This is a genomic window from Roseococcus sp. SDR (assembly GCF_019083995.1).
Lineage (GTDB): Bacteria > Pseudomonadota > Alphaproteobacteria > Acetobacterales > Acetobacteraceae > Roseococcus.
Genome location: NZ_JAHRCU010000004.1, coordinates 155,003 through 173,274, shown reverse-complemented (window position 1 = coordinate 173,274; position 18,272 = coordinate 155,003). Strand labels below are relative to the sequence as shown.

The 18,272-nt window shown below is 69.8% G+C and carries 21 protein-coding genes; 3 read left to right on the top strand and 18 right to left on the bottom strand.

All coding sequences use genetic code 11. The features are described from left to right. Positions 1 to 4 precede the first annotated feature (4 nt). The 12 genes from urtD to KTR66_RS06610 all read right to left on the bottom strand — a co-directional run bounded on the left by urtD (position 5) and on the right by KTR66_RS06610 (position 11,104). Complete coding sequence (gene urtD / locus KTR66_RS06665) at positions 5 to 769, bottom strand: urea ABC transporter ATP-binding protein UrtD (protein WP_213611670.1); 765 nt, start codon at positions 767 to 769, stop codon at positions 5 to 7. Further along, positions 766 to 1,827, bottom strand: a complete 1,062-nt coding sequence (urtC, locus tag KTR66_RS06660; RefSeq protein WP_213611668.1) for an urea ABC transporter permease subunit UrtC — start codon at positions 1,825 to 1,827, stop codon at positions 766 to 768. Before urtC ends, urtD begins: the two co-directional genes overlap by 4 nt. Further along, entirely contained in the window at positions 1,824 to 3,359 is a 1,536-nt protein-coding gene (urtB, locus tag KTR66_RS06655; RefSeq protein ID WP_249731898.1) for an urea ABC transporter permease subunit UrtB, read from the bottom strand. The genes urtC and urtB overlap by 4 nt, the downstream gene beginning before the upstream one ends. Positions 3,360 to 3,509: 150 nt before the next feature. Continuing rightward, positions 3,510 to 4,745, bottom strand: coding sequence for an urea ABC transporter substrate-binding protein (gene urtA, locus KTR66_RS06650; protein WP_371819045.1), 1,236 nt, complete (start codon positions 4,743 to 4,745; stop codon positions 3,510 to 3,512). A gap of 287 nt (positions 4,746 to 5,032) precedes the next feature. Then, positions 5,033 to 5,917: a class I SAM-dependent methyltransferase gene (locus KTR66_RS06645; protein WP_213611664.1), complete on the bottom strand. Its 885-nt coding sequence runs from the start codon at positions 5,915 to 5,917 to the stop codon at positions 5,033 to 5,035. Next, positions 5,910 to 6,944, bottom strand: a complete 1,035-nt coding sequence (locus tag KTR66_RS06640; protein ID WP_213611663.1) for a glycosyltransferase family 4 protein — start codon at positions 6,942 to 6,944, stop codon at positions 5,910 to 5,912. Before KTR66_RS06640 ends, KTR66_RS06645 begins: the two co-directional genes overlap by 8 nt. A gap of 2 nt (positions 6,945 to 6,946) precedes the next feature. Next, entirely contained in the window at positions 6,947 to 7,348 is a 402-nt protein-coding gene (locus KTR66_RS06635; protein ID WP_213611661.1) for a 6-carboxytetrahydropterin synthase, read from the bottom strand. A gap of 12 nt (positions 7,349 to 7,360) precedes the next feature. Beyond that, positions 7,361 to 8,413, bottom strand: coding sequence for a zinc-binding alcohol dehydrogenase (locus KTR66_RS06630; protein ID WP_213611659.1), 1,053 nt, complete (start codon positions 8,411 to 8,413; stop codon positions 7,361 to 7,363). After that, positions 8,410 to 9,159 (bottom strand): RibD family protein, encoded by a 750-nt coding sequence (locus KTR66_RS06625; RefSeq protein WP_213611657.1) that lies wholly within the window; start codon positions 9,157 to 9,159, stop codon positions 8,410 to 8,412. The genes KTR66_RS06630 and KTR66_RS06625 overlap by 4 nt, the downstream gene beginning before the upstream one ends. 43 nt (positions 9,160 to 9,202) lie before the next feature. After that, complete coding sequence (locus KTR66_RS06620) at positions 9,203 to 9,604, bottom strand: hypothetical protein (protein WP_213611655.1); 402 nt, start codon at positions 9,602 to 9,604, stop codon at positions 9,203 to 9,205. Beyond that, positions 9,601 to 9,924: a rod-binding protein gene (locus KTR66_RS06615; protein WP_213611653.1), complete on the bottom strand. Its 324-nt coding sequence runs from the start codon at positions 9,922 to 9,924 to the stop codon at positions 9,601 to 9,603. Before KTR66_RS06615 ends, KTR66_RS06620 begins: the two co-directional genes overlap by 4 nt. 79 nt (positions 9,925 to 10,003) lie before the next feature. Continuing rightward, positions 10,004 to 11,104: a flagellar basal body P-ring protein FlgI gene (locus KTR66_RS06610; RefSeq protein WP_213611651.1), complete on the bottom strand. Its 1,101-nt coding sequence runs from the start codon at positions 11,102 to 11,104 to the stop codon at positions 10,004 to 10,006. Positions 11,105 to 11,293: 189 nt separating this feature from the next. On the opposite strand from KTR66_RS06610, the gene KTR66_RS06605 reads away from it, so the two are divergent. Both KTR66_RS06605 and dksA read left to right on the top strand, forming a co-directional pair. After that, on the top strand, positions 11,294 to 11,674 hold the full coding sequence (locus KTR66_RS06605) for a flagellar assembly protein FliX (RefSeq protein WP_213611649.1): 381 nt from the start codon (positions 11,294 to 11,296) through the stop codon (positions 11,672 to 11,674). A gap of 150 nt (positions 11,675 to 11,824) precedes the next feature. Then, on the top strand, positions 11,825 to 12,241 hold the full coding sequence (gene dksA / locus KTR66_RS06600) for an RNA polymerase-binding protein DksA (protein WP_213611647.1): 417 nt from the start codon (positions 11,825 to 11,827) through the stop codon (positions 12,239 to 12,241). Between the two features lie 14 nt (positions 12,242 to 12,255). Here dksA and KTR66_RS06595 read toward each other — a convergent pair whose 3' ends face one another. From KTR66_RS06595 to KTR66_RS06585, 3 genes are all read right to left on the bottom strand, one after another. Beyond that, complete coding sequence (locus KTR66_RS06595) at positions 12,256 to 12,999, bottom strand: SOS response-associated peptidase (RefSeq protein ID WP_213611645.1); 744 nt, start codon at positions 12,997 to 12,999, stop codon at positions 12,256 to 12,258. A gap of 9 nt (positions 13,000 to 13,008) precedes the next feature. Then, entirely contained in the window at positions 13,009 to 13,281 is a 273-nt protein-coding gene (locus KTR66_RS06590) for a hypothetical protein (RefSeq protein WP_213611644.1), read from the bottom strand. Between the two features lie 138 nt (positions 13,282 to 13,419). Further along, the gene (locus KTR66_RS06585; protein ID WP_213611642.1) at positions 13,420 to 13,851 is read right to left on the bottom strand and encodes a DUF3429 domain-containing protein; all 432 of its coding nucleotides are present in this window, start codon (positions 13,849 to 13,851) and stop codon (positions 13,420 to 13,422) included. A 116-nt stretch (positions 13,852 to 13,967) separates the two neighbouring features. Here KTR66_RS06585 and KTR66_RS06580 point away from each other — a divergent pair, with 116 nt between their 5' ends. Continuing rightward, entirely contained in the window at positions 13,968 to 15,284 is a 1,317-nt protein-coding gene (locus KTR66_RS06580) for a hemolysin family protein (RefSeq protein WP_213611640.1), read from the top strand. Positions 15,285 to 15,293: 9 nt separating this feature from the next. On the opposite strand, the gene KTR66_RS06575 is transcribed toward KTR66_RS06580, so the two are convergent. The 3 genes from KTR66_RS06575 to KTR66_RS06565 all read right to left on the bottom strand — a co-directional run bounded on the left by KTR66_RS06575 (position 15,294) and on the right by KTR66_RS06565 (position 18,268). Beyond that, the gene (locus KTR66_RS06575) at positions 15,294 to 16,244 is read right to left on the bottom strand and encodes a tripartite tricarboxylate transporter substrate binding protein (RefSeq protein WP_213611638.1); all 951 of its coding nucleotides are present in this window, start codon (positions 16,242 to 16,244) and stop codon (positions 15,294 to 15,296) included. A gap of 110 nt (positions 16,245 to 16,354) precedes the next feature. Beyond that, entirely contained in the window at positions 16,355 to 17,494 is a 1,140-nt protein-coding gene (locus KTR66_RS06570; protein WP_213611636.1) for a mandelate racemase/muconate lactonizing enzyme family protein, read from the bottom strand. Between the two features lie 66 nt (positions 17,495 to 17,560). Then, positions 17,561 to 18,268, bottom strand: coding sequence for a MarC family protein (locus KTR66_RS06565; RefSeq protein ID WP_213611634.1), 708 nt, complete (start codon positions 18,266 to 18,268; stop codon positions 17,561 to 17,563). Positions 18,269 to 18,272: the final 4 nt, after the last annotated feature.

Genomic DNA, 18,272 nt, shown 5'->3' with positions numbered 1-18,272 from the left:
GCCATCACCTGCCCAGATACACTTCGATCACGCGCGGATCATTCTGCACATGGGTGATCGAGCCCTCCGAGAGCACGCTCCCTTCATGCAGCACGGTGACGCGGCTGCCCAGCGCCTTCACGAATTCCAGGTCATGCTCGACCACGACGACGCTGCGCGTGCCCGCGATGCCGACGAGCAATTCCGCCGTCTGCTCGGTTTCGTGATCCGTCATGCCGGCGACGGGCTCATCCACCAGCAGGAGCTGCGGGTCCTGCATCAGCAGCATGCCGATCTCGAGCCATTGCCGCTGGCCATGGCTGAGCAGGCCGGAGAGATCATGCGCGCGTTCGGTGAGGCCGATCTCCGCCATGGTGCGCTCGATGCGCGTCCGCGCCTCGCCGCGCAGCACCCAGCGCAGGCAGGCGATGGGGCCGCGCGGGGCCTTCAGCGCCAGCTCCAGATTCTCGAAGACGGTCAGTGCGTCGAAGACGGTGGGCTTCTGGAACTTGCGGCCAATGCCGAGATTGGCGATGGCGGCCTCATCCATCCGCGTCAGGTCCCGCCCGCCGAAGCGCACGATGCCCGCACCTGGCCGCGTCTTGCCGGTGATGACATCCATCATCGTCGTCTTGCCCGCGCCGTTCGGGCCGATCACCGCGCGCAGCTCGCCGGGCTCGACGATGAGGGAGAGGTTGTTCAGCGCCCGGAACCCGTCGAAGACGACCGAGACGCCGTCGAGATAGAGGCCGGTGGTGGAATCGCCATCCGGCAGCGCGACCGCGTTCATGGCTTCGTCTCCCCGCGCCGGCGGATCAGGCCGATCAGGCCCTTGGGCAGCAGCAGCGGCACGGCGATGAAGAGGCAGCCCAGCACGATGAGCCAGAGATCGGGCGCCACCGAGGTGAGCCAGGTCTTCAGCGCATTCACCGAGAAGGCGCCCAGCACCGCGCCCACCAGCGTCCCGCGCCCGCCGAAGGCCACCCAGACCACGGCCTCGATCGAGTTGCCCGGGCTGAACTCGCCCGGATTGATGATGCCCACCTGCGGCACATAGAGCGCGCCGGCGAGCCCCGCGATCATCGCCGAGAGCACGAAGACGAAGAGCTTGTGGCGCGTGGTGTCATAGCCGAGGAAGCGCACGCGGCTCTCGGCGTCGCGGATCGCGGTCAGCACGCGGCCATATTTGGTGCGGGTCAGCGCGCCGCAGGCCAGGAAGACGGCGACGAGCGAGGCGAGCGAGGCATAGAACAGGATGGCCCGCGTATGGCCGCTGTTGAGCGGCATGCCCAGCAGCTCCTTGAAATCGGTGAAGCCGTTATTGCCGCCGAAGCCCATGTCGTTGCGGAAGAAGGCCAGCATGAGCGCATAGGTCAGCGCCTGGGTGATGATGGAGAGATAGACGCCCGTGATGCGGCTGCGAAACGCCAGATAGCCCACGATGCCGGCGAGCAGCCCGGGCACGATCAGCGCCATGGCGAAGGCGAAGATAAACCAGTCGAAGCCCAGCCAATACCAAGGCAATTCCGTGTAGCCGAGGAAGACCATGAAGTCCGGCAGCACCGGATGGCCATAGACCCCGCGGGGCCCGATGAGGCGCATCAGATGCATGCCGATGGCATAGCCGCCGAGCGCGAAGAAGGCGCCATGGCCGAGCGAGAGGATGCCCGCATAGCCCCAGGCGAGATCCAGCGCCAAAGCCAGGATCGCGTAGCAGATCCACTTGCCGATGATGCTGACCAGGAAGTCCGAGACATGCAGCGGATGCTCCTCCGGCAGCAGGTTCAGCAGCGGCAGGAGGGCCAGGACAGCGACGAAACCGAGCAGGATGAGACGGCGCGTGTTCATTGGTCGGCCGCGCGTCCCTTCAGCGCGAACAATCCCTTGGGCCGTCGCTGGATGAACAGCATGATGCCGACCAGCAGGAAGACCTTGGCCAGCACGACGCCGGCATAGGGCTCCAGCACCTTGCTCACGAGGCCAAGCGTGAAGGCGCCGATCAGCGTGCCGGCCAGCGAGCCCACGCCGCCGAAGACCACCACCATGAAGCTGTCGATGATGTAGCCCGTGCCGAGATTGGGCGAGACATTGTCGATCTGGCTCAGCGCGACCCCCGCCAGCCCCGCGATGCCGGAGCCGAAGGCGAAGGTCATCGCGTCCACGCGGCCGGTGCGGATGCCCATGGTGGCCGCGATGCGCCGGTTCTGCACCACGGCCCGCATCTCGAGCCCGAAGCGGGTCAGGCGGATGGCGGCGAGTGTGGCGAGCAGCACCGCGATGGAAAACAGGATGATCCAGGCGCGGTTCTGCGTGATGGCGATGCCGCCGGGCAGGATCAGGGTGCCCATCATCCAATCGGGGCTGATCACCTCGCGGTTCTGCGCGCCGAAGACCAGGCGGACGATCTGCTGCAGCACCATGCCCACGCCGAAGGTGAGCAGCAGCGTCTCGAGCGGGCGGCCATAGAGGTGTCGGATCAGCCCACGTTCCATGGCCGCGCCGATCGCGGCCGTCACCAGGAAGGCGGCGGGGATGGCGAGCGGCAGGGAATAGGGTTGGAGCGCCGGGATGTCGCGGCATACCTCCTGCACGACGACGGTCACATAGGCGCCGATCATCACGAATTCGCCATGCGCCATGTTGATCACGCCCATGACGCCGAAGGTCACCGCCAAGCCAAGTGCGGCGAGCAGCAGCACCGAGCCGAGCGAGAGGCCCTGGAAGAAGGTCTCCGCCGCGCGGCGCATCTGCAGGCGGCGATCAATGGCGGCGACGGCGGCCTCGATCTCGGGCAGCAGCTCCGCATTGGCGGCGCGGGCGGCGAGCAGCAGGTTGCGCGCCTCGGGCGAAGCGGAGGCGCCAAGGGCTGCGATGCCCGCGCGCTTTGCCGCGGCGTCGGGCGAAGCGAGGCGCGCGCCGCCGAGGGCCAGCTCCATGCGGGCGCGGATGTCGGCACGGGATTCGCGGGTGAGGGCGGCTTCCAGCAGCGGGATGTCCTCGGCGCTGCGGTTGCGCAGGATGGCGTCCGCCGCGCGCAGGCGCTCCGCCGGATCGGGCGAGACGAGCTGCAGCCGGCCCAGCGCGCCGCGCAGCGCCACGCGCACGCGGTTGTTGATGCGGATGACGGTCGCACCCTCGGCCGGCGTCGCGCCCTCCTGCGGGGCGATCCGCCCATCGGCCAGGCGCAGCAGCCGCGCATCGGCGAGCGCCTGCAGCAGGGGGATGGCGCGCGGATCGCCGAGCGCGCCGAGGCGCTCCACGGTTTCCGCCTGCTGCGCGAAGCCGCCGGCCAAGCCGGGCAGCAGCGCGTCGAAATCCTGCGCGCGGGCGGGGGAGAGGAAGAGCGTGACGCCGGCCAGCAGGATGGCGACGCGAAGCAAGAGGAACCTGATCAAATCGAAGCCGCCCCACAGAGGATCCGGCCGCAACGCGGCCGGCGCCGCCCAAATGACCGCGCCGCCGGGTGCTCCAGCGGCGCGGCGAGCCAAGCGCGCGGACGCGCGCGCCCGGCGCTTGAGGGCATCAGAAAACTACCGCCGACGATTGGCGTTCTCGGGGATGAACTGGCTCCAGTTCTCGGCCGGGATCGCGGTCGGCGTCTTGCTCACGATGTTGAACTGACCATCCGCCTGGATCTCGCCGATCATCACCGGCTTCGAGAGGTGATGGTTGCGGAACATCTCCACCTCATAGCCGGAGGGCGCCGCCACCTTCTGGCCGTAGAGGGCGGTGCGCACCGCGTCCACATTGGTGGTGCGGGCGGCGGCGACGGCCTGGGCCCACATCTTGAAGCCGATCAGCGTGGCTTCCATCGGGTCGTTCGTCACGCGGCGCGGGTTGCGGATGTAGTTGCGCCACATCGTCAGGAACTCGGTGTTCGCGGGCGACTGCACCGACATGAAGTAGTTCCACGCTGCCAGGTGGCCGACCAGCGGGCGGGTGTCGATGCCGGCCAACTCCTCCTCACCCACCGAGAAGGCGACCGAGGGGATGTCCTCCGCCTTGATGCCCTGGTTGCCCAGCTCGCGATAGAAGGGAACGTTCGCGTCGCCATTGATGGTGGAGACGATGGCGGTCTTCTTGCCCTCGCTCGCGAAGCGCTTCACGCGCGCCACGATGCCCTGCCAGTCGCTGTGACCGAAGGGGGTGTATTCCTCCATGATGTCGGCATTGGTGATGCCCTTGGAGTTCAGGAAGCCGCGCAGGATGCGGTTGGTCGTGCGCGGATAGACGTAGTCGGTGCCGAGCAGCGCGATGCGCTTGGCTTCGCCGCCATCGGGGCCGAGCAGGTATTCCACCGCCGGGATCGCCTGCTGGTTGGGTGCCGCGCCGGTGTAGAAGATGTTCCGGCTCTCCTCCTCGCCTTCATACTGGACGGGATAGAAAAGCAGACCGTTCAGCTCCTCGAAGACCGGCAGGACGGATTTGCGGGAGACCGAGGTCCAGCAGCCGAAGGTGACATCCACGCGGGAGACGGCGAGCAGCTCGCGCGCCTTCTCGGCGAAGAGCGGCCAGTTGGAGGCGGGGTCCACCACCACGGCTTCCAGGCGCCGGCCCAGCAGGCCGCCGCGCGCATTCTGCCATTCGATCATCATCAGCGCGGTGTCGCGCAGCGCGGTCTCGGAAATGGCCATGGTGCCGGAGAGGGAGTGCAGCACGCCGACGCGGATGGGCGCGGTCTGGCCGATGGCCGGCGCGGCCAAGGCCCCGGCCATGGGGGCGGCCAGCAGTGCGCGGCGGGAAATCGGGGGCAGGGTCTTGGACAAGGCATCCTCCAGGGGCGTTCAACCGCTCCGGAGCCTAGGGAGGCGCGATCCCCCAATTCCATGTCTTGGACATGACTCCCAGGATAGAAATGGCCCATTCAGACCGCGGAATGCTGAATGGCCGTGCAGCGGGCGGGAAAATGCCCAATGCACGGTCAGGCTCGTGTTTCCTTGCGCGGGCGTGCCTAGGGCATGATGCGTTGAGGCGGCATCGCCCAAAACGCTGAATCATCCTCTCAGCAAACGGCTGGACCGCGCGAAGTGCACGCATGTGAACGCAGCACGGTCTAGCCCGGCAGGCAGAGGATGTCCTGATGCTCCACCCGTGCCGAGAGCAGCCCGGCCTCGGCCTGGTCGGCCCGCGTCTCGGCCCAGGCCTGGATCTGCGCCGCCCCGCGCCGCTCGTGCCGCAGCGCCGCTTCCGCGTGGCCCAGCGCGAGTTCCAGCGCCATGTCGCGCGCCTGGCGCGGAATCAGCCAGGGGCTCGCGCCGCGCAGCACGCGATAGCCATGGCCCGCGAAGACGCGCGCGATGGTGTCGGTCGCCGAGGCCCCCAGCGCCATGCCGCCAAAGCCCTTCTCGCGCCGCTGGTCGCGTGCGAAGCCGCGCGCCACCAGCGCATCACCAGGGCAGGGGGGCATGAAGCGCTCGCGCCCCGTCACGTTCAGCGCCGCATAGAAGGGCAGCTTGCGGCGCGCGAGCTCGGCGGCCAGACGCGTGACCCAGGCTTCGGAGACGAGGTCGCAGAGCGCGCTGCAGGTCACCGCATCCACGTTCTGCAAGGGCAGGCCCTCGGGCGCTTCGACGAGGTTGGTCAGCACGCCCTCGATGCGCCAGGCGCCCTCCGGCGCGTGCAGCAGCAGCACCTTGCGCTGCGGCCAGGTCGCACGCCAGCCGATGGCCTCGGCCGCATCCATCATCGTGTCGAAGGCGCGGGCCATGAGTTCGGCATCGGCATCGGCCATCACCCAGGCATGGGCGCGGCCCACATAATGGCCAAGCCAGCGCGTGAGGCTGCCTGTGCCGGCGCCGAGGTCGAGAAAGCGCGGGCGGCCCTTCTCGTCCAGGTGGTCCATCAGGGCGCGGGCGAGCTCGGGGTTGCGCGCCCGCGCATCGAAGGGCTCGCGCAGCGAGAGCCAGTCGCCGTCGAACTGCTCGGTCTGCTCATCCATGGGCGGCGGCCTCCAGCTCCGCCGCGAAGCGCGCGGCGCGGTCCTCCCAGCGGGGCAGGGATTGCCCCGCCTGCCAGCTCGCCTCCGCCATCTGCGCGCGCAGCGCGATGTCGTAGATCGGCCGGCGCATCCCGCGCGAGAGGCTGTTGGCATCGCCGGGTGCCGCCAGGATCGCCGCTCCGGGCCCGACCAGATCGGCGATGGCGCCGCCGGTGCAGAGGATCAGCGGCAGGCCGCGCGCCTGGGCTTCCGCCGCCGCCATGCCATAGCCCTCGAACCAGGTGGCGAGCGCGAAGAGATCGGCCACGGCGTATTCGGCTTCCAGCGCCGCGCCGCTCACGGCGCCGAGGAAGGTGACGCGGTTGGCGAGGCCCAGTTCCTCCGCCAGGGCACGCAGCCCATCCGCATGCACCGGATCGGCCGGCGGGCCCGCGATGCGCAGCGTCCAGTCGAGATCCGTCAGGCGTGCGAGTGCCCGCAGCAGCACATCATGCCCCTTGCGCGGAATGAGCGAGCCCACGGCCAGGAGGCGCGCGCTCGGCCCGCCCGAGCCCGTCGCGCGTGGCGCGGGATCGGTCCCCGGCTCCACGACGCCGATCCGGGCCGCATCAGCTCCGAGCGGCGGCAGGCCCTTTGCAGTGTAAGGCGAAGTGGCGATCAGCCGGCCGCAGGCAGCGAAGAGCGCGCGCTCCAGCGCCGCCAGTTCCGCCTGATGCGGCCCAGGCTCGATGGAGGTTGGATGATGGATCAGCCCCACCGCCCGGCGCGCCGTCAGCTCGGGCGCCAGCGCGGCGAAGGCGGGGAGGCCGAGGCCATCCACCACCGCGATCTCGTCCTCGGCCAGGCCCGCCCAGGCGTCGCGCGCCGAGGCCTGGGCCACGTCATCCGGCATGGGGAAGCGGCCGGAGAGCTCCACCACGCGCACCGCATGGCCCAGCGCGCACAGCCCCTCGACCATGCGGCGGTCATAGAGATAGCCGCCCGAGACGGTCCCGAAGGGGCCGGGAACCAGAAGCGCGACCTTCATGATCAGCCGACCGGCCCCTCGAAGGCCGCCCAGGCCACATGGCTCTCGCGCAGCAGGACCTTGATCCCCGTGACGCCGGCGCCGCCCGGGCCCATCCGTCCATCCTTGCAGGCGGCCGCCAGCAGGCCGTGGATGTGCAGGCAGAGATATTCGGTGGTGGTGTTCTTCCCGGCGAAGACCGGCTCCTCGTCCAGGTTGCGGTAGTCCAGCGCGCTCAGGATCTTCCGCAGCTCATCCTTGGCCAGGCCGATGTCGATCAGCAGGTGCAGGTCATCCAGCTTCGGCGCCCGGAACTCCGCCTCCACCACGAAGGTCGCGCCATGCAGGCGCTGCGCCGGGCCGAACTCCGCGCCGCGGAAGGAATGCGCGACCATGATGTGGTCCACGACGGTGAGGCTGAACATGCGAACTTTCCTTCAAGCGTTTGGCTGCGCCGTCGATACAGACCTGCGCGCCGGAGCGCTTCGGTCATCGGAGGCGTAGCGAATGACGGGGCAGAGCGGCTGCGGCGCGCCGGGCGGCGGGTCCAGCAGGGCAGGTAGGGCGGAAGGCAGATCCTCAAAGGGCACGAAGGGCCCGAGCAGCGCATCGAGACGGGCATCCTCCAGCAGCGACAGGGCGAGCGCCATCCGCTCCCCATGGCTGCGCCGGCCGCGCATGGCGGGCGAGACGCTGCCCACCTGCGTCGAGATCAGCTGCAGCCGCTTCTGGTGGAAGGCGGCCCCCAGCGGCAGCGCGGGCTCGGCATCGCCGAACCAGCTCGCCTCCAGGATGCGCCCCTCGAAGCCGGCGCAGTCCAGCGCGAGCCGCAGCCCGGCGGCGCTGGCGCTGGCATGGATGATGAGTTCCTGCTCGCGCGGTGCGTGATCAGGCAGGGCGAAATCCGCGCCGAAGGCGTGTGCGAGCGCCGACTTGGCCGGGTCGCGGTCCACCACGGTCACCGCCACACCCGGCAGCCGCGCCAGCAGGAAGGCGCAGAGCAGGCCGACCACGCCCGCGCCGATGACGAGCACGCGCTCACCCAGGCGGGGTGCGGCGTCCCACATCACGTTCAGCGCGGTCTCCATGTTGGCGCCGAGGCAGGCGCGGGCGTCGCTGACGCCATCGGGCACGGCCGCGCAGAAATGCGCGGGGATGACGAAGCGCGTCTGGTGCGGGTGCAGCGCGAAGACGCGCCGGCCGAGCCACTCTGCCGGCCCCTCCTCGACGCGACCGACGGCGGCATAACCGTATTTCACGGGGAAGGTGAACTCGCCCTCCTGCATCGGGCAGCGCATCACCCCGTGCTGCGAGGGCGGCACGCGGCCGTGATGGACCAGGCGCTCCGTGCCGCGCGAAATGCCGGAAGCGAGCGCCTGCACCACCAATTCGCCCGCGGCGGGGCTCGGCAACCGCGCCTCGCGCAACTCGGCCGCGCCGGGCGCCGCGTGCCACAGCGCGCGCGCCATGCTCTCCCGCCGGTCGCTCATGCGGAGGTCTCGCCGGGCGCGTGACGGTCGAGCGCGATGTCGAAGAGCACATCGGGCGCGATGTCGTGGACGGTCCAGGGGAAGCGCATGCCCTGCTCGATGCGCCCCACTTCGGGCAAATCAAAGGCAGGCCGGCCGGAGCCCAGGATCATCGGCGCCACCGTCACATGCAGCCGGTCGAGCAGTCCCGCGCGGAGAAATCCCGAGACGGTCTGCCCGCCACCCTCCACGAAGATCCTCCTCAGGCCCCGCGCGGCGAGCGCTGCCAGCAGGGCGGTGAGGTCCAGGCCGCCCTCCGCCGAGCGCGGAACCAGCAGCACCTCCGCCATGCCATGCCGCGCCGGGCCGGCTTCGGCCGTCGCGAGCAGCGTGGGCGGGCCACCCCGGAAGATCCCGTAATCCTCTCCAAGCCGCCGCCCCGCATCGATCACGACGCGCACCGGCGAAGGGCCGCTGCACAGGCGCGTGGTGAGCTGCGGGTCATCCGCCCGCACCGTGCCCGCCCCCACGATCACCGCGTCACACAGCGCGCGCAGCCGGTGGGTGTGCCGCAGATCACCCGCGCCGCCGATCCATTTGCTGTTGCCCAAGCGGGTCGCGATCCGGCCATCCAGCGTCTGCGCGAGCCGGCCGATCACGATGCCGCGCGTCGGCGCCGCGAGCAGCGGGCCGAACAGCGGGGCGAGCGCACCGCCCCGCCCTTCGCGCAGCGCGGTCCAGTCGGGGTCGTCCTGAGCGGAATCCATCGCGCTTGCGCATAGCGCAGCCGGCGCCCGCTGTCAGGCTGTGTCAGACGCGCGTTGCCAGCGCCATGGCTGCGGCCTGCACCGGCGGGCGCGTCCGCCCCGCCCGCCCGTAGCCCGGCGCATTGGCCAGCGGCCGGGCCGCGCCCGCGATGGTCTCGATCACGCGGGATTGCAGCGCGATCGCCGCCTCCAGGAGCTTCCGGTTCTCCTGGCCCAGCGTGGAGAGATCGGCCGCCAGGGTCTCGGCCGCGGCGCGTAGCGGGCCCTCGGCGCGGGCCTGGGTGCGGCTCGCGGCGGCGGTCGCGGCCGCGAAGGCGTCGGTCGCCTGCATCTTGCGGGTGGCGAGTGCAGCGGCGCGCGTCAGGTCGAGCGCGGCCAACGCCTCGTTCTCGGCGCGCAGCGCCTCGGCCAGGCGCTCTCCGGCGGCGATCACGGCGTCCATCATGGGCGGTTCTCCTCTTCGGTGGTCGGTGTGGGATGGCGGGCCGCCTCCTGCAGGCGGAGCATGTGGCGCAACACGAGGTCCTGCAGGCCGATGCCCTGGCCCGAGCGCGCGGCCTGGGTGGCGAAGGCGTCCACGAGCATGGGCCGCCACTGCGCCTCGGCCGAGCCGCCGCCAAAAGCGGATTTGGAGCTGTCCACGGTCGCGAAAGCGGGCTGCATGAGCTGCCCCAGCACTTGCGCCTCGAAGGCCTGCGCCGCCTGGCGCATCCGCGCGGGCGTCTGCGCGCCGCCGGTGGGGGGAAGGGGGGTCAGGGGGATCATCAACGCACCTCCAGCTCGGCCTGACCCGCGCGGCGGAGCCGCGGACGGTAAAGGCGCTTCAGGCCCCGGCGGACCATCATCAACGCACCTCCAGCTCGGCCTGAAGCGCACCCGCGGCCTTGATCGCCTGCAGGATGGTGATGAGGTCGCGCGGGCCCACGCCCAGGCTGTTCAGCCCGCGCACCAGCTCGGCCAGCGTGACGCCGCCGCGCAGCACGCCCATGCGGCGCTCGCTCTGGTCATCCACCTCGATCTGCGTGCGCGGCACCACCACCGTCTCGCCCTGCGCGAGCGCATTGGGCTGGCTCACCTGCGGAGTTTCCGTGATGCGGATCGTCAGGTTGCCCTGCGCGATGGCGACGGTGGAGACGCGCACCTGCTCACCCATCACGATGGTGCCGGACGCCTCCTCGATGATGACGCGCGCCACCTGGTCCGGCACCACGCGCAGCTGCTCGATCTGTGTGATGAAGCTCATCGGGTCGCGCCCGCCCAGCGTCAGCAGCACGGTGCGTGGGTCCACCGCGCGCGCCACCTGGCCGCCGCGCCCGTTGATGGCGGCGGCGATCCGCTGCGCCGTGGTGAAGTCCGGATTGCGGAGCGCGAGGCGCAGATGATCCCGGCCGGCGAGGGTATAGGGAATGGCGCGCTCGACGATGGCGCCGGACGAGATCCGCGCCGAGGTCGGCACGCCACGCGCGATGGAAGCGCCCGCGCCGCGCGCGGCGATGGCACCCGTCGCGACCGCGCCCTGCGCCACGGCATAGACCGCGCCATCGGCCCCCAGCAGGGGCGTGACCAGCAGCGTGCCGCCCGTCAGGTTCGAGGCATCGCCGAGCGAGGACACAGCGACGTCGATCCGGCTGCCCGGCTGGGCGAAGGCGGGCAGGTTCGCCGTCACCATCACGGCGGCGATGTTGCGCGTATCCAGCCGCGCCTCATTGTCGCGCGTGTTCACGCCGAGGCGCTCCAGCATGCCGACCAGCGATTGCCGGGTGAAGATCGCGGTGCGCAGGCGATCTCCGGTCCCGGGCAGCCCGACGACGAGGCCGTAGCCCACGAGCTGATTGTCGCGCACGCCCTCCACATCGGCGATGTCCTTGATGCGCACCGGCTGCGCGCCGGCGAGCGCCGGCCAGAGCAGGAGCGCTAGGCCGAGCACCAGGCCCGGCATCTTCATCAGGCCGAAAGGAATCCGCACCACTGTCCCTGGCACTCCGCACTGCTGTCGTAACGAGTTCGCCTGAGGGCTTCAGGGCAACCGCCATGCCAGGTCAGAGCGCCGGCGCGAGGGCAGGATCTGCCGGGCGGGGGCGGGGCTGGCCCGCCGGCCCCGGCAGAAAGCGCCGTGATGAGGAAAGGGTGAAAAATGCTGCCGCCGATCCGAGGCTACCTCCCGCCGGGGACGACCGGCGCCACGCGCCGCGGCGCGGGTGGGCGATTCCACTTGCCGCCGGCGACGCCGGAGGCGCAGGCGGCGGCGCCCACGGCTTCCACCGGAATCCTGGCCCTGCAGCAGGGCTGGAGTCCGGCCGAGGCCGATGAAGCGGCGCAGCGCCGCGGCCGGGCCATCCTCAGGGAACTGGAGGGGTTGCAACTCACCCTGCTGGGCGGAGCTACGGACCCGGGCCGCCTCTCCCGACTCGCGGTGCTGGCCGAGGGAGAGGCCGGCGCCGACCCCGTCCTGCGCGAGATCCTGGCCGAGATCACGCTCCGCGCGCGGGTGGAGCTGGCCCGCCAGGGCCCATGAAACCTGGGACAATCCCATGAAATCGGAGGCGTGACATGCACTTGGGCCGATTCACCCCTTGGCGGGGCGATCGGCTTTGCCTATGGTCCGGACGCTTCGGGAATGCATCTGGCGTCGGGTCGGGTGCGCCACGAGGTGAGGTACAGACTCATGGTCGTCACCCTGCCGTCCGATTACCGTCCATCAGAAGACGAAGAGTTCATGAATGCTTTGCAGCAGGAGTATTTTCGCCAGAAGTTGCTGCGCTGGCGCCACGAACTGCTCCGCGAGGCGGGCGCCACGCTGAATTCCCTCTCCGCCGGGGGCATCACCGAAGCCGATCTGACCGACCGCGCCAGCGTCGAGACCGACCGCGCCCTGGAACTCCGCACCCGGGACCGTGCCCGCAAGCTCATCAGCAAGATTGACCAGGCGCTGGAGCGGATCACCAACGGCACCTACGGCTATTGCGAGGAGACCTTCGAGCCGATCGGCCTGCGTCGCCTCGAAGCCCGCCCCATCGCCACCCTGTCCATCGAGGCGCAGGAGCGCCACGAGCGGATGGAAAAAGTCCACCGGGACGACTGATCCGGCGCGGCGCCTCAGGGCGCCGCAGCCTCCAGCGGGCGCTCCCAGTCGGGTGGCGCGTCGCGCATCCCGGACCAGCCATCAACGGTGGCGGTCTCCAGCAATTGCGCGTCATTTTCCGTCACGCGGCCGACCCGCGCCGCGACGGGCCAGAAGGCCAGCCGGTCATCCGGCGGGGGCCGCAGCAACGCCAGCAGCGCATCATCTCCCGCGGGGCTCTCGCCCAACCAGGCGGGCCAGTCCTCAGGATCGAGGATGGCTGGAATCCGTGGGTGCAGCCGCGCCTGGCGCCCCGCCGAGGCGCAGGTGATGACGCTGTAGGTCTTGAGCCAGGTGCCGTCCGGCTGCTTCCACCCCTCCCAGAGCCCCGCCGCCGCCATGGGCGCGCCATTGCGCAGCGCCACCGCGAAGGGCTGCTTCGGCGCCGAATCCTGCGCCCATTCGTAGAAAGCATCCATGGGCACGAGGCAGCGGCGCTTGCGGAAGGCGTCGCGGAAGCTGGGCTTGTCCCGCAGCGTCTCCGCTCGCGCATTGATCATGCGTGCGCCGCCCGTCGCATCGCGGGACCAGTGCGGCACGAGGCCCCAGCGCAGCACATCGAGGTGGCGTGCGCCGGTCTCGGGATTGCGGCGGAGTGCGAGTCCCGGCTGGGTGGGTGCCATGTTCCAACTGGCCGGATGGTTCGGCACCGGCGGAGAGGCGCCGAAATACCGCACAAGGCCGGCCGGATCGCGCTGCAGGACGTAACGGCCGCACATGGCGGCGGCTCAGCGCGCCGTCTGCAGCCAGATATCGGCGGCCTTTTCCAGGCGCTTCGCGGCCTCCTGGCTGCGGGCCACATCCTGCTGCGTGGCGGCGAGGTTGGCGCGATACTGGTTCAGGCTGCCCTCGAGCCCCGAGACGGCGCCGCCGAGGGCGGAAAGATTTGTCCGGAACTCTGTGAAGGCCAGCTTCTGCTCGGCCAAGGCGTCCTCGAGCCGGCGGAGCGCGGCGCGGAGGCGATCTTCCGGCTTCTGGGGGAAGGCGAGGATGTCGGCCATCGGGGGTCTCCAGGGTCCAGGTGTTAACAATTTTATAACACGGTCCCGATTTTAAGACAAGCTTTACTTCCTGACCGGGCGCAGCCCTGGGTGATCACCTGCTTCCATGCCGCAATTCCGGGTTGTCTATCGGCGGCTTCAGCCCGTGATGGGTGCCATCAGGCACAGCGCGGCGCCGATCGAGAGCACCCAGCGCAGCACGAGGTATTCGCCTGGCACGAGTCCCAGGCCGCGCGCCCATTGCTCCAGCCCCGCGGTCCCGAGAATGGCCAGGGCCAGCAGCGGAAGGGCGAAGATGTCGGGCAGCAGCAATGCAACCCAGCCGAGCAGCGCAGGCACAACGCCCAGCATGAGCCGGGCCGGACCATGCGCTGCCTCCTCAACCGGAGCGCGCAGTGCGAGCCCCCAATGCACGGCGCCCAGGAAGCTCAGGATGACCGCGCCATAGGCGATCAGCGCCCCCTCGGCGAAGCCCGACCAGGAATCGGGTGCTGCGAAATAGGCGAGGGCCGCGCCGGCGAAAGGCAGCAGCCCGGCAAGGCCGAGCAGCCAGGCGGTGCGAAGGGTCATCGTGTTCATGGAGGGAGAACTACCGCGCCCAGGCCGCAGCGCAAGGGAAACCTCCGCGATCGGGAATTCACGGCAAGCGATTTCAGCAACGGGCTTTCTGCCCTACATGCACCCCCATGGGTGTCAGCCTCGAAATCCTTTTCGTCCTTCTCCTCACGCTGCTCAACGGCGTCTTCGCCATGAGCGAGCTGGCGGTCGTTTCCTCCCGCAAGGGGCGGCTGCTGGCCATGGAGCGCCAGGGCAGCCGCGGTGCCGCCGCGGCGCTGGCCCTGCAGGAGGACCCGCAGCGCTTCCTGCCGACCGTGCAGGTCGGCATCACCCTGGTCGGCATCCTGGCCGGCGTCTTCGGCGGTGCCGCCATCGCCGGGCCCTTCGGCGATTGGCTGGAAACCTGGCCCTTCATGGTGAATCTGGGCCATGAGCTGGCCTTCTTCCTGGTGGTGATGACCATCACCTACCTGAATCTGATCCTGGGCGAACTGGTTCCCAAGCAATTGGCGCTGCGTAACCCGGAGCAGGTGGCCTCCACCCTCGCGCTGCCGCTCACGGCGCTCGCCCGCATCACCGCGCCCTTCATCTGGTTCCTCTCCCGCTCCTCGGCGCTGATCCTCCGCCTCTTCGGCGCCTACAAGCCCTCCGACCAGTCCGTCACGGAAGAGGAGGTGAAGGCCGTCGTGGCCGAGGGCGTCGAGGCCGGTGCCCTGGTGCATCACGAGCGCCAGATGATCGAGCGCGTGCTCCGCCTTGCCGACCGTCCGGTGCGCGCGCTCATGACGCCGCGCCCCGAAGTCGCCTGGCTCGACCGCAACGCCGCGCCCGCCGAGATCGCGACGGCGCTCAAGGCCGAGCCGCTGACACGATTCGTCGTCGCCGATGGCCGCGTGGACAATGTCGTGGGCGTCGTCGCCGCCAAGGATCTGCTGGACCAGATGCTGGAGGGCCAGCCGCTCGACATTGCGGCCGCCCTTCGCCAGCCCATCGTGATGCCGGACAGCCTCTCCGCGCTGGATGCTCTGGAGCGGCTGCGCACCGACAGCCTCGGCATGGCCTTGGTGCTGGACGAGTACGGCAGCTTCGAGGGCGTGGTCACGGCCTCCGACCTGCTGGAGGCGATCGTGGGCGAATTGGGCCCGGCGCCGGAATCGGAGAAGCCCTCGGCTGTCGAGCGCCATGACGGGTCTTTCCTCCTGGACGGCATGATGGCGCTGGATGAGCTTCGCGACCGGCTGGAAGCCTTCGAGCTGCCACCGCAATCGGGCGCCTATCACACGGTGGGAGGGCTGATGCTGGCGCTGCTGCAGCGCATCCCGCGCGAGGGCGACCGCATCGCCCATGCCGGCTGGCGCTTCGAGATCGTGGACATGGATGGCCGCCGCGTGGACAAGGTGCTGGCGGTGCGCGAGGAAGCGGCCCCCGTCACACTGCCGGAATAGCCGCGCCGCCTATTCCGGTTTGATGTCGTGGTCGCGGATCACGGCACCCCAGCGTTCGCGGTCCTGCCCGATCTGCCGGATCATGTCGGCCTGGCTGCCGCCGATGCGCAGCATGGCGTTCTCCTCGAAGCGGCGCTGCACCTCGGGCGCCATCATCGCGCGGTTCACCTCGGCATTGATGCGCTGGACGAGGGCAGGGGGCATGCCGCCCGGCCCCGCCACGCCGAACCAGTTGGGGATCACGAAATTCGGCAGCCCATCCTGCGACATCACCGGCAGGTTCGGCAGCAGGGGCGAGGCGCTGGCCGCGCCATAGGCGATGGGGCGCAGCCCGCCCGCGCGGATCTGCGCCAGGTATTCCGGCATGTTGCCCCACATCACCTCGACGCGGCCGGCCACGATGTCGAGGATGGCGGGCGCGCCGCCGCGATAGCCGACCTGCTCCAGCCGCGTGTTCGTCAGCGACATGAAGAGCGCGCAGGAGAGCTGCTGGCTCGAGCCGGGGCCGACGGTCGCGCAGCGCAGCGCGCCGGGCCGCTCCTGCGCCATGCGGCGCACATCCTGCCAGGTCTGGATGCCCGAGGCGGGTGACGCCACCAGGATGTTGTAGACATTGGCCACGTTCACGATGGGCGTGATGTCGCGGTCCGTGTCATAGGGCAGGCGCTGCATCTGCGGCAGCACCGCCATCATGCTCATCGAGACCAGCAGCAGCGTGTAGCCATCGGGGGCGGCGCGCGCGAGTTCGCCGGCCGCGATCGCGCCGCTCGCCCCGGTGCGGTTGTCCACCACCACGCGCCGGCCCATCTGCTGCGAGAGCTGCTCGGCCAGCACGCGGCCCAGCAGGTCGGAGGTGCCGCCGGGCGCGAAGGCGTTGAGGAAGCGGATATCCCGCGTCGGGTAGTCCTGCGCGGCCGCGGGTGCGGCCAGCGCCATCATGAGCAGCAGGATGCGCCGCATATGGATCCTCCCTTGCTGCGAGACTGATTCACGCCTTTGGCGAAGTCGCCAAAGGCGATCAGGCTCGGATCGCCCCCCGGTTGCTCCGGGATGGCTGTCCGGACAGCTTGTCAGGCGATGCGGTATTTTTCCAGCACGGAAAGATCCACCTCGATCCCGAGCCCCGGCCCGTCCGGCACGCGGACGATCCCGTTCACCTGCACGATGGGCTCCTTCGCCAGATGATCGCGCAGCGGGTTCGGCGTCTGCTCGAATTCCAGCATGGGCGGCATGGGCCGGAAGGCCGGCGGCGTATCGGGCAGGGCGGCCAGGAACTGCACCGTGGCCGCGAGCCCGATGGCCGAGCCCCAGGCATGGGGGACGCATTCCACGCCATGCGCGCTGGCGAGTGCGGCGATCTTCCGGCATTCGCTGATGCCGCCCGCGGCACAGGCATCGGGCTGGACGATGTCCATCGCCTTCTTCGCGATCACGTCGCGGAAGCCCCAGCGGGTGAAGTCGTTCTCGCCACCCGCCACGGCCAGGTCGAGCGCGCGCGAGACCTCGACATAGCCCTCGTGATCCTCGGGGCTGATCGGCTCCTCGAACCAGAGGAGATCCAGCTTCTCCATCTCGCGGCCGAGCTTGATGGCCTGGGGCACGGTGAAGCAGTGGTTGGCATCCACGGCGAGCTGCACGCCATCGCCGAGTGCTTCGCGCACGGCGGCGATGCGGCGGATGTCGAGCTTGGGATCACCCAGGCCGATCTTCATCTTCACGGCGCGGAAGCCCTGCTCCTTGTAGGCCAGCGCCTCCTCCACCGCCTCTTCCACCAGGCGGTTCATGTCGATGAAGTAGAGGCCCGTGGCATAGGCCACGAGTTCCTTGCGGTGCGCGCCGCCGATCAGCTTGTGGATCGGCTTGTTCACCGCCCGGCCCATCACGTCCCACAGCGCGATGTCGATGCCCGAGAGCGCGCAGATCGTCATGCCGGTCAGGCCGTAATCCTTGATCCGGTTGTAGAGATCCTCCCAGATCACCTCCACGTCGAAGGGGTCGCGGCCGATGACGCGGCTGCGATACTGCGTCTCGATGATGGTCTTGTTGACCATGGCCGGGCCGTAGCACTCGCCCCAGCCGGTCACGCCCTCATCGGTGCGGATCTCGACGAGGCAGGAGGCGCGGGTGGTGTAGAGCCAGCCGCGCGCCGAGGTGAAGGGCTTCTCCACCTTGGATTGCACGACGTGGCAGATGACATCGGTGACCTTCATGCGGCCGTTTCCCCTCGGTGTTCTTGGAGGAAAGGCTACGGGGCGCGCCTGGGGCCGGCAAGCCGGTCAGACCCGCAGCGTGAAGACGCCGAGGCCGCTCAGGCTCTGCAGGATGATCATCAGGCCGAGCGCCACCTGGGTCACGCCCAGCACGACCGCGAAGACCTGCAACGCCGTGCCGGCATATTTCAGGATGACATGGGCATAGAGCATGGCCAGCCAGTTCATCGTGAGGATGAGCAGCACGAGGCCCGCGATGGTGAGCTGCGCGGGTGGGTCCCCCTCCGTCAGGCAGACGAAGATGATCATCGCGGCAATGCCGTAGGGTGTGACGATGGTGGGGAAGGCCAGCGGGTTGAAGGCGAGGGCCAGGCTCGGCGGCGGAGCCTCGCCGCGGGGCGTGTCCGGCCGCTTGAACTGCTCCAGCACGGTCTGCAGCGCGACGAGGAAGAGGACCAGGCCGCCGGTCAGCGCCAGGACCTGGATCGGGATGTTGAAGTTCTGCAGCATGCGCTGGCCGAGCAGCCCCGCGATGGCCAGCGCCGCGCCCGAGAAGAGGATGGCGCGCGTGGCGAGCTGCCGGCGGAAATGCGCATCCGCGCCCCGCGTCATCATCACGAAGGGGCCCAGGATCTTGAGCGGCCCGATCATCAGGAAGAGCAGGGCGAAGATCTTCTTGGCCGGCACCGCATGGGCGAAGGGGGCGGCGGTCTCGGCCAGGGCCAGGCCCGGCCAGGCCAGCAGCAGCGCGAGGAGGGGAAGAGAGCGGCTCATGCCG

Excerpts from the sequence above, each read along its gene's own strand:
- KTR66_RS06630 (WP_213611659.1), bottom strand. The coding sequence starts at position 8,413 with ATGAGCGACCGGCGGGAGAGCATGGCGCGCGCGCTGTGGCACGCGGCG.
- dksA (WP_213611647.1), top strand. The coding sequence starts at position 11,825 with ATGGTCGTCACCCTGCCGTCCGATTACCGTCCATCAGAAGACGAAGAG.
- KTR66_RS06615 (WP_213611653.1), bottom strand. The coding sequence starts at position 9,924 with ATGATCCCCCTGACCCCCCTTCCCCCCACCGGCGGCGCGCAGACGCCC.
- KTR66_RS06610 (WP_213611651.1), bottom strand. The coding sequence starts at position 11,104 with ATGAAGATGCCGGGCCTGGTGCTCGGCCTAGCGCTCCTGCTCTGGCCG.
- KTR66_RS06640 (WP_213611663.1), bottom strand. The coding sequence starts at position 6,944 with ATGAAGGTCGCGCTTCTGGTTCCCGGCCCCTTCGGGACCGTCTCGGGC.
- KTR66_RS06625 (WP_213611657.1), bottom strand. The coding sequence starts at position 9,159 with ATGGATTCCGCTCAGGACGACCCCGACTGGACCGCGCTGCGCGAAGGG.
- KTR66_RS06620 (WP_213611655.1), bottom strand. The coding sequence starts at position 9,604 with ATGATGGACGCCGTGATCGCCGCCGGAGAGCGCCTGGCCGAGGCGCTG.
- KTR66_RS06595 (WP_213611645.1), bottom strand. The coding sequence starts at position 12,999 with ATGTGCGGCCGTTACGTCCTGCAGCGCGATCCGGCCGGCCTTGTGCGG.
- KTR66_RS06565 (WP_213611634.1), bottom strand. The coding sequence starts at position 18,268 with ATGAGCCGCTCTCTTCCCCTCCTCGCGCTGCTGCTGGCCTGGCCGGGC.
- urtC (WP_213611668.1), bottom strand. The coding sequence starts at position 1,827 with ATGAACACGCGCCGTCTCATCCTGCTCGGTTTCGTCGCTGTCCTGGCC.
- KTR66_RS06570 (WP_213611636.1), bottom strand. The coding sequence starts at position 17,494 with ATGAAGGTCACCGATGTCATCTGCCACGTCGTGCAATCCAAGGTGGAG.
- KTR66_RS06580 (WP_213611640.1), top strand. The coding sequence starts at position 13,968 with ATGGGTGTCAGCCTCGAAATCCTTTTCGTCCTTCTCCTCACGCTGCTC.
- urtD (WP_213611670.1), bottom strand. The coding sequence starts at position 769 with ATGAACGCGGTCGCGCTGCCGGATGGCGATTCCACCACCGGCCTCTAT.
- KTR66_RS06635 (WP_213611661.1), bottom strand. The coding sequence starts at position 7,348 with ATGTTCAGCCTCACCGTCGTGGACCACATCATGGTCGCGCATTCCTTC.
- KTR66_RS06575 (WP_213611638.1), bottom strand. The coding sequence starts at position 16,244 with ATGCGGCGCATCCTGCTGCTCATGATGGCGCTGGCCGCACCCGCGGCC.
- KTR66_RS06590 (WP_213611644.1), bottom strand. The coding sequence starts at position 13,281 with ATGGCCGACATCCTCGCCTTCCCCCAGAAGCCGGAAGATCGCCTCCGC.
- KTR66_RS06605 (WP_213611649.1), top strand. The coding sequence starts at position 11,294 with ATGCTGCCGCCGATCCGAGGCTACCTCCCGCCGGGGACGACCGGCGCC.
- KTR66_RS06585 (WP_213611642.1), bottom strand. The coding sequence starts at position 13,851 with ATGACCCTTCGCACCGCCTGGCTGCTCGGCCTTGCCGGGCTGCTGCCT.
- KTR66_RS06645 (WP_213611664.1), bottom strand. The coding sequence starts at position 5,917 with ATGGATGAGCAGACCGAGCAGTTCGACGGCGACTGGCTCTCGCTGCGC.